A 9,009-nucleotide genomic window follows, 5' to 3' on the forward strand; every position below is an offset into this window, starting at 1 on the left:
TACTTGCAGGGGATAGAAAGCGAAAAATACAAACTTCAAACAAGATTATATTCATTTGTCTGTAATTTTGTTTTTGATAGAATACAAGTTAAAAATTAGGAGAATGAGAGATGACGCAAAATTTACAAGAATTAATTAAAATTTATTCGCTCAACTCTCATATTGATTTTAGTACATATTTATTAGGACAATCAAAAGATACACTCATCGCCCTTTTAAGTGAGATTTTGACAATCTATATTAATGACAAAAATAGCTCTACGATTAGGGAGGCTTTAAGTGTTACTCTGGCTGGTTATACACATAATCCTGAAAAGTTGGGCTTTAATGGTTTTAGACAAAATAGCTTTGGCAAACCTATTAATTGTGAAGCAAAACCTAAAAATATACGCTCTAGTGAAAACAAAAATTAAATGGTGGTGGAAATTTTACTGATTACACTTGGGCAAGATTCCATAAAGATAAACAAGAAAATCTTAATTTACTCATTAGTGGTTTTTTAGATGGAAGATTGCTTTATCTGTTTGAATTTCCATTCAGTGATACCCATTTTCTAACACATTTAGAATCACAACTCAACAAAAAATTTCCCAATGGAGATATTAGGGGACTTTATTTGCGAAGTGCATCTTTTAGCTTCACTCATTATAAAAATGCAGAAATTCATATCATTTATATTTGTCCTCAATTAGAAATGTATGAAAAATTTTTAGAGAAAAATTTATTTGCTTTTTTAAAGGCACACTTATGCTAATTTGTGGCGATACTCTAAACGAGCTTAAAAAATTAGAGGATAATAGCGTAGATGTGGGAGTAACCTCACCACCTTATAACAAACAAGAAAATAAAAAAGGTTGGCTTGTCAAAAATGTCTTATATGATAATACTTGTGATAAACTTAGTGAGGAAGAGTATCAAGCAAATCAAATTGCGGTATTAAACGAAATGTATAGAATCACAAAAGAAGGAGGAAGTTTTTTTATAATCATAAGATTCGTTGGGAAAAAGGCAAACTGCTTCACCCATTGCAATGGATTTTTCAAACAAAATGGAATCTTAGACAGGAAATTATTTGGGATAGGGGAATCGCAGCAAATATACGCGGTTGGAGATTTTGGCAGGTAGAGGAAAGAATTTATTGGCTTTCAAAACCAAAGGGTAAAAATCTCATTGGGGAGGAACTACAAAGTCGCCACGCCCTTTTAAGTTCTATTTGGAGAATCCGACCAGAAAACAATAATACCCACCCCGCACCTTTTCCCCTTGCTTTACCTTTGCGTTGTATTTTTTCTGTTTTAAACGAAAATGGGGGTATTGTGATTGACCCTTATTGTGGCAGTGGAACAACAGGAATCGCAGCGAAAATTCTAAATTGTAATTTTATAGGGATTGATAACTCAAAGCAATATCTAAATACTGCTGAAGAAAGAATTGCAAACTATCAAAATTTTTTAAAAGAAGCGCAATTGGAATTAGATTTGCATAATGTTAAAGAAAGTTTTAGTGAAAAAAAGGCAAAAGGCAAAACAAAGAATAGATTTATCTCGCCAAATCAAAATCTCTTGAATTTTTAGAGTAAATCCTAAGCATAAATCACAAAGCGTCAAGATTCCTAATCTTGTTATCGCTCTTCCTCCATACATTCCTCAAACAAAAACCTATGCTCGCTTGGTAAAGATTCAAAAAGCGCACACGCAAGATTACGAATCTCCCACAACGCGCTTTTAGAACTACGCAAACTTAAAAAATTTTGCAAACTTCGCGCATTGATACTCCAAGTCAGTTCAGTTTTATAAGATTCTGGCATTGCAAACTTCACCAAATCATTACTGATATTTTCTTGTAACAAAAGGCGCAAATTTTCCAAAGCCTGCACACTTGCTCTATCCACCGCTTCATTTTGAGTAAAAACTAAAAATTTCCCTGCACGCGAGAAATTTACCTCATCTAAAGGCAAAAAGGATTCTGCATTTTTTAGCTCTTTTAGAGTATAACGCGTGGATTTCACGCTCAAAGACGCGATTCTATGGCGCGCCAATTCTTGCAAAGTCGCGCGTGAGATTCCTTGAATATAAAAAGTATAATGCAAATGCTCCAAAGTTGAAGCGTGTTTGAATTTATTTCCCACGCGATAAATCAATTCTTTATCCTTTTCTCCTCCATTGTCGCTTTTCTCAAAACTCTGCCAACAAGTGCGAATCGCGTGCGCGCAAATATTTAATTCTGTATAATTTAAAAGCGTGATTTGCATAGATTATTCCTTAGCCTGAAGTTTTAATCGTTGTGCGTGTGTAATTGCTATGGCGATTGCGTCTGTAATATCTAGCGGTTTAATTTCGCCCTTAAGCCCCAAAAGTCGCTTCACCATAAAGGCAACTTGTTCTTTTTGCGCTTTTCCATTTCCTGTCAAAGCCTTTTTGATTTGTAAAGGCGTGTATTCGGTAAAATTTCCCAACTCTTGCAGAATCTTAAGGCTCAACGCTCCACGAAATTGTGCAAGCTTGATTACACTTTTGGGATTATACGCATAAAACATATCCTCAATTGCGACAGAATCAATAGAATGATTTTTCAATACCAAATCAATCCCCTCCACAAACTCTAAAATTTGGTGTTGCAAGATTCTTTCTTTGATTTTTATCAAACCTGCCTCCACTAAAGAAATTGCATTTTTTTCTAATTTTATAATCGCATAACCGCAATTTCTACTTCCTGGGTCAATTCCTAAAATATTCACTCATTTCCTTAAAATAGTTTAAAAAATTGCGTAATAATATAAAATTTTTAGTAATTTTGAGATAAAATCGTTCCAAATTTCACGAGTTATTCACATCTTATTCACACCTGTGAATAACTTTAAAGGCAAAAATTTGAATCAAATTTTATTACAACTTAAAGATGAAATCACAACTTTTGAATTTGAAAATTATATCAATCAAATTACCTATAATGAAAAATATTCTCGTGAAGATAGAATCGTGCTAAACGCACCTAATGTTTTAATTGCAAGTTGGGTAAAAACAAAATATGCGGACAAAATCGCTCATCTTTTTGAAATCCATAATGGTTTGAAGCCTGAAATCATTGTAGAAGTCGCAAATTCTAGTAAAAAGAAAGAAAACAAAAGTAATGTGCGCAACAAACAAAGTGGAACAACAAATCTCAATCCCTCTTTTACTTTTGATTCCTTTGTTGTGGGCAATTCTAATACCTTTGCTTTTAATGTTGCCAAAGCTGTGGCACAAAATCAAAGTATCAAATACAATCCTCTTGTAATTTATGGCAATACGGGCTTGGGCAAAACACATTTATTAAACGCAATTGGCAATGCAAATATTCTTGTAGGCAAAAATGTCATTTATACAACAAGCGAACAATTTTTGAATGATTTTTTGCTGCATATTCGCAACAACACAATGGAGCGATTCCGTGAAAAATATCGGGCTTGTGATTATTTGCTGATTGATGATATTCAATTTTTGAGTGGAAAAGAGCAAATTCAAGAAGAATTTTTTCACACTTTTAATGAGCTCAAAGAAAACAATAAACAAATTGTCTTAACCTCTGACCGCCCACCAAAAGATATGAAAGGCTTAGAAGAGCGTTTGAAAACTCGTTTTACTTCCGGACTTTTAGCAGATATTCAACCTCCAGAATTAGAAACAAAAATCAACATTATTCGCGCAAAATGCGAATTAGATAGAATTCATCTTGATGATACCATTATTCATTTCATCGCGGCGAATATTAATGATAATATTCGTGAAATTGAAGGTGTTTTGGTAAAGCTTAGTTTCTCAATGAATGTTACAAATATTCAAGAAATTAGTCTTGACTTCATCAAAGATGTTTTAAAAGAATATATCAAAGAATCCAAAGAAAATGTTAGTATGGACAAAATCATTGACACTGTTGCAAAATATTATAATCTCAAGCCCTCTGATATTAAAAGTAAGAATCGCTCAAAAAATATCGTAATTGCGCGTAAAATTGTAATTTATTTAGCTCGCACTCTGACACCAAATTCTATGCCTTATCTTGCAAACTTCTTTGGAATGAAAGACCACAGCACAGTAAGCAAAGCAATGAAAAGCATTCAAGATGAAATCAATAACAATGCAAACTTTAAAACCATCATTGAAGAAATAAAAAATAAAATAAAATGATTCTTTTAAATACAATAAAAACAAAGTTTTGCTAAAATGGTGAATTAATGTGAAATCAAAAAATTTTATCTATTCACACAAAAACACGAATTTTAGAAGCTTGTAGCACTTATTCAACAATTCAAGCCCTCTACTAATACTTCTAAAATTTATAAATTAATAAGGAGCTTCGTATGAATATCACCATTCCAAATAGTGTCTTAGACAATATTTTTACTTCTTTACAACCTTTTTTAGACAAAAAAGATTCCAGTCAAATCACTTCCCACATTTATCTTGAAACAAAAGATAATCAACTCATCTGTAAAGCCACAGATTTTGAAATAGGACTTTGTGCAATTAGTGATTCTTTAACCATTAACGAACACGGAATCGCAACGGTCAATGGGAAACAAGCATTAGACATTATCAAACGATTAAAAGAAGGTGATGTTAATCTTTATACTCATAACGAAAATCTCCATATTCAACAAAACAAAAGTTCTTTTAAACTTCCAATGTTTAATGCTCAAGAATTTCCAACCTTTCCAGAATACGAAAATCTACCAAAACTAGAAATTAATTCTTTGCAATTAATTACTTCAATGAAAAAAATTTTTCCTGTGATTGATATTAACAACCAAAAACGCGAATTAAATGGAGCTCTTTTAGATATTAAAGAATATTCTTATAATTTTGTAGCTACGGATACAAAGCGACTTGCAATGGTAAAATTTGATAACGCATCAGGAAGCAATCTCGCATTAATTTTCCCCAAAAAAGCAATCACAGAAATTCAAAGATTGTTCTTTGATAATCTTGAGCTTTTCTATAATGAAAAAGACATTATCATCAAATCTCAAAACTACATTTTCTTTTCTCATCTCATCAATGGAAAATTCCCAGATTATGAAAAAATCTTGCCAAAAGATATTGCAATACAGCTTACGATTCCAAAAGCAAAAATCATTGAAGGCATTAAAGTGATTAATTCTGTAACCAATGATGTAAAAATCACTTTCAAATCTAATGAAATTTTGTTTGAATCTCTAAGTCAAGACAATTCAGAAGCTAAAACACAAATTGAAATGAATCTTCCTTTAGAGGAAGAAATTGAAATTGGAATCAACTCTCGTCATGTCTTGGATTTTTTACAGCAAATTGACACTGCCGATTTTATTTGGGAACTCAATGGCAAAAATGCTCCTTTCGTGTTAAAAAGTGAGAATTTCTCCACCGTTGTTATGCCTATTATTATTTAAAATTTCTTTAGAATTACACAATTAGGAAAAAAATGGAAGATTTGGAATATACGGGACAAAGTATTAAAGTTTTAAAAGGCTTGGAAGCAGTTAGAAAACGTCCAGGAATGTATATTGGTGATACGAATATTAGTGGATTGCACCATTTGATTTATGAAGTTGTAGATAACTGCATTGATGAAGCAATGGCAGGATATTGCACAGAAATTGAAGTAATTTTAACCAAAGAGGGGGGTGCAAAGATTTCTGATAATGGGCGCGGAATCCCTGTGGATATTCACCCAACAGAAAATATTTCTGCTGCAACGGTAGCTTTAACCGTGCTTCACGCGGGTGGGAAGTTTGACCAAAAAACTTATTCTGGTGGTTTGCACGGAGTGGGAGTTTCCGTCGTAAATGCACTTTCTAAAAGTTTGCAAATGACGATTTATAAACACAATCAAATCTATCGTCAAGATTTCGCGCAAGGGATTCCACAAAATACTTTAGAAGTGATTGGCGAGACAAAGCGCAATGGAACAACAATTGAATTTATTCCTGATGAAACAATCTTTGAAGTCGTAACTTTTGATAAAGAAGTTTTAAAAAAGAGATTCAAAGAACTTGCTTATTTGAATCATCAAATTACGATTCATTTCAAAGATGAGCAAAGCGACTTTGACGAAACCTATCACTTTGAGGGTGGATTGTCGCAATTTATCAATGATATTAACAAAAAACCTTTTATTTCTCCTATCATTGGGTTTGAGGGAAAAGATGAAAATGTAGAAGTAGAAGTAGCTTTGGCTTATAATGAGGGTTTTGACGAAAAAGTATTAAGCTTTGTCAATAACATTCACACGACAGACGGAGGAACGCACGAAGCGGGATTTCGTATGGGTTTGACGCGCGCAATTATAAATTATATTGAAGAAAATGCCAATGCACGCGAAAAAGATTCTAAAATTACAGGTGATGATATTCGTGAAGGGCTAATTGCAATTATTTCTGTTAAAGTCATTGACCCGCAGTTCGTAGGACAAACCAAAGGTAAATTAGGAAGCTCCTTTGTGCGTCCGATTGTGCAAAAGCTTAGCTTTGAAAAGATTTCAAAGTTTTTTGAAGAGAATCCAAACGAAGCCAAAGCAATTATGCAAAAAGCACTTTTAGCCGCGCGTGGGCGAGAAGCAGCAAAGAAAGCGAGAGAGCTTACACGCAAGAAAGAATCTTTTAGCGTAGGCACACTTCCGGGTAAATTAGCAGATTGTCAGAGTAAGGACCCAAGTATTAGCGAACTTTATCTTGTAGAGGGAGATTCCGCAGGTGGTTCTGCTAAACAAGGGCGTGATAGGGTTTATCAAGCAATTCTTCCTTTGCGTGGAAAGATTTTAAATGTAGAAAAAAGTCGCCTAGATAAGATTCTAAAAAGCGAGGAAATTAAGAATCTTATTACTGCTTTAGGCTGTGGAATCGGAGAAGAATTTGATATTTCAAAGGCAAGATATAATAAAGTTATCATTATGACTGATGCTGATGTAGATGGAAGTCATATTCAAACGCTTTTGATGACTTTCTTTTTCCGCTATTTAAAAGGTATCATTGAAGCGGGTTATTTGTATATCGCCCAACCACCGCTTTATCGCTTCAAAAAGGGCAAAAAGGAAATTTATCTCAAAGATGAAAAGGCTTTGAGTGAATATTTGATTGAAAATGGGATTGAAAACTTTGAATTTCAAGGAATCGGAACAAAAGAGCTGATGGAGTTTTTTAAAATTGTCGCACATTATCGCTCTACCTTGCAGAATCTTAAAAAACGATTTGCCTTGATTGAAGTGGTGCGCTACTTAATTGAAAATAGTGATTTACTCGTGCTAGATAATAACGCGCTATGCAAAACAATCAAAGAACGAATTGCAGAGCTTGGATTTAATATCTTAAACGAAAAAATAAGTGAGGAGAAAGTGCATTTGTATGTGCAAACCGATTCTGGATTGGTAGATATTAAGATTGATGAGGAGCTTTTCACACATCCACTTTTTGAAGAAGCGCATTTTGTATTTAATAAATTAAAAGAATATGATTTGGAATTCTTAAATGGCAAAGATGCGGTGAGTATGCTAGAAGCGATAGAGGAAAGCAGCAAAAAGGGCGCGTATATCCAAAGATACAAAGGCTTAGGTGAAATGAATCCCGAGCAACTTTGGGAAACAACAATGACACCAGAAAATAGGCGTTTGATTCGTGTAGAGATTCAAGACGAAACAGAAGCAAGTGATGTTTTCTCACTCTTTATGGGAGATGAGGTAGAGCCAAGACGCGAATATATCCAAACACACGCAAAAGATGTGAAACATTTAGATGTTTAAGGATTCTTTATGTATTTGTTAGCGGGGATTCTGGATTTTTTTACAAGTTTGAATGGAATCTTTTACACGCTCGCTTATGTTGTGGGTGGGATTCCATTTGGGTTACTTTATGGAAAATATCTTGGGGGTGTGGATATTCGCCAAGTTGGGAGTGGAAGTATCGGCGCGACCAATGTTTTAAGAGCATTAAAAGAAACCAATCCAAAGATTGCTAAAAAAATCGCAATTCTCACGATGTTAAGTGATGCGCTCAAAGGTGTGGTAATTATAATGATTGCCAAAGCGTTTGGTGTAAGCTTTGAAGCACAATGGATGATGGCACTTTTGGCAGTGGTGGGGCATTGTTTCTCGCCTTTTTTAAAGTTAGAAGGCGGTAAAGGCGTCGCGACTTGTGTCGGTGTTGTCGCAGTTTTTTTACCTTTAGAGGCAGTTTTGGGTTTGGTGGTGTGGTTTGTCGTTGGAAAATTATTAAAAATCTCATCTTTAGCTTCGTTATTTGGTGTCGTTTGTGGCATAGGTTCTAGCTTTTTCCTACACCCCGAGATTCCACATATCACGACCCATACACCTTTAGTTTTAATGCTATTGCTGATTTTTTACAAGCATATTCCAAATATCATTCGCCTAGTCCAAAGAAAAGAACAAAAGGTAATCTAATGATTATTACAATAACAAATGCAGATAGTAGTTTAATTAAAATCATTGAAACATTAAATGAAAAGTTAGCCAAGCCTTATGAAATTATTAGTAACGATTTTCAAAGGAGAAATTATGAGAATTTTTGAAAAGTTAAAGAAAATCGTCATCGCCTATATTGCGAATAATTTTAAACTTTCAAATAAGCTCACAAGAGTGAATAATTCTCTTAGCCTAAAATTAACAGAAATAGAAAAAACACAGCAAGTTTTAGCTCAAAAATTGCAAAACTTAGAAAAACAAATGCATTTAAAATTGTCCTCTTTGGATTCCAAAACACAAACTCTTGTTAGAAAGTCTATGGAAAATGAAATTTTTGCTTTAAGAGATTCTATATTGCCTTATGCAAATTTATCCATTCGTCCAAATCATTTTGTGCTTCTTTCGTATAACAAGCATATTCCTAAGTATTCTCATCATAATTTAGGAGATTTTATCCAAACCCTTGCAACTAAAAATGCTCTTTTGTTTTTGAATCCTAAGGCGACTTTTGAATTTTTTGATAGAGATTCACTGATAAGCTATTATCCTGCGGGGGGGGGGGGCAAATAACTCTTTAAA

General features: G+C 33.8%; 10 protein-coding genes. 8 read left to right on the forward strand and 2 right to left on the reverse strand.

Translation table 11 applies throughout. The annotated features are described in order from the left end of the window. Positions 1-110: 110 nt before the first annotated feature. The 3 genes from K2N75_RS08580 to K2N75_RS08590 all read left to right on the forward strand — a co-directional run bounded on the left by K2N75_RS08580 (position 111) and on the right by K2N75_RS08590 (position 1,574). On the forward strand, positions 111-413 hold the full coding sequence (locus K2N75_RS08580; protein ID WP_297681467.1) for a hypothetical protein: 303 nt from the start codon (positions 111-113) through the stop codon (positions 411-413). Between the two features lie 334 nt (positions 414-747). After that, the gene (locus tag K2N75_RS08585; RefSeq protein ID WP_297681465.1) at positions 748-1,125 is read left to right on the forward strand and encodes a DNA methyltransferase; all 378 of its coding nucleotides are present in this window, start codon (positions 748-750) and stop codon (positions 1,123-1,125) included. Next, positions 1,026-1,574, forward strand: coding sequence for a site-specific DNA-methyltransferase (locus K2N75_RS08590; RefSeq protein WP_297681463.1), 549 nt, complete (start codon positions 1,026-1,028; stop codon positions 1,572-1,574). Before K2N75_RS08585 ends, K2N75_RS08590 begins: the two co-directional genes overlap by 100 nt. Positions 1,575-1,621: 47 nt before the next feature. Here K2N75_RS08590 and thyX read toward each other — a convergent pair whose 3' ends face one another. Then, the gene (gene thyX, locus K2N75_RS08595) at positions 1,622-2,251 is read right to left on the reverse strand and encodes an FAD-dependent thymidylate synthase (protein WP_297681461.1); all 630 of its coding nucleotides are present in this window, start codon (positions 2,249-2,251) and stop codon (positions 1,622-1,624) included. Positions 2,252-2,254: 3 nt separating this feature from the next. Further along, positions 2,255-2,737, reverse strand: a complete 483-nt coding sequence (ruvC, locus tag K2N75_RS08600; protein ID WP_297681459.1) for a crossover junction endodeoxyribonuclease RuvC — start codon at positions 2,735-2,737, stop codon at positions 2,255-2,257. Between the two features lie 133 nt (positions 2,738-2,870). On the opposite strand from ruvC, the gene dnaA reads away from it, so the two are divergent. The 5 genes from dnaA (at position 2,871) to K2N75_RS08625 (ending at position 9,000) form a co-directional block, all read left to right on the forward strand. Beyond that, positions 2,871-4,166, forward strand: coding sequence for a chromosomal replication initiator protein DnaA (gene dnaA, locus K2N75_RS08605; protein WP_297681457.1), 1,296 nt, complete (start codon positions 2,871-2,873; stop codon positions 4,164-4,166). Positions 4,167-4,339: 173 nt separating this feature from the next. Next, a complete protein-coding gene (gene dnaN / locus K2N75_RS08610) occupies positions 4,340-5,407 on the forward strand; it encodes a DNA polymerase III subunit beta (protein WP_297681455.1) in 1,068 nt (355 codons plus the stop codon). A 32-nt stretch (positions 5,408-5,439) separates the two neighbouring features. Next, positions 5,440-7,752 (forward strand): DNA topoisomerase (ATP-hydrolyzing) subunit B, encoded by a 2,313-nt coding sequence (gyrB, locus tag K2N75_RS08615; protein ID WP_297681453.1) that lies wholly within the window; start codon positions 5,440-5,442, stop codon positions 7,750-7,752. 9 nt (positions 7,753-7,761) lie between these two features. Beyond that, positions 7,762-8,409 (forward strand): glycerol-3-phosphate 1-O-acyltransferase PlsY, encoded by a 648-nt coding sequence (plsY, locus tag K2N75_RS08620; RefSeq protein ID WP_297681451.1) that lies wholly within the window; start codon positions 7,762-7,764, stop codon positions 8,407-8,409. 114 nt (positions 8,410-8,523) lie between these two features. After that, positions 8,524-9,000 carry a hypothetical protein gene (locus tag K2N75_RS08625; protein ID WP_297681449.1) on the forward strand — a complete coding sequence of 159 codons (477 nt, stop codon included), beginning with the start codon at positions 8,524-8,526 and terminating at the stop codon, positions 8,998-9,000. Positions 9,001-9,009: the final 9 nt, after the last annotated feature.

Source organism: Helicobacter sp. (assembly GCF_029067145.1).
In the GTDB taxonomy this organism is placed as follows: Bacteria; Campylobacterota; Campylobacteria; order Campylobacterales; family Helicobacteraceae; genus Helicobacter_D.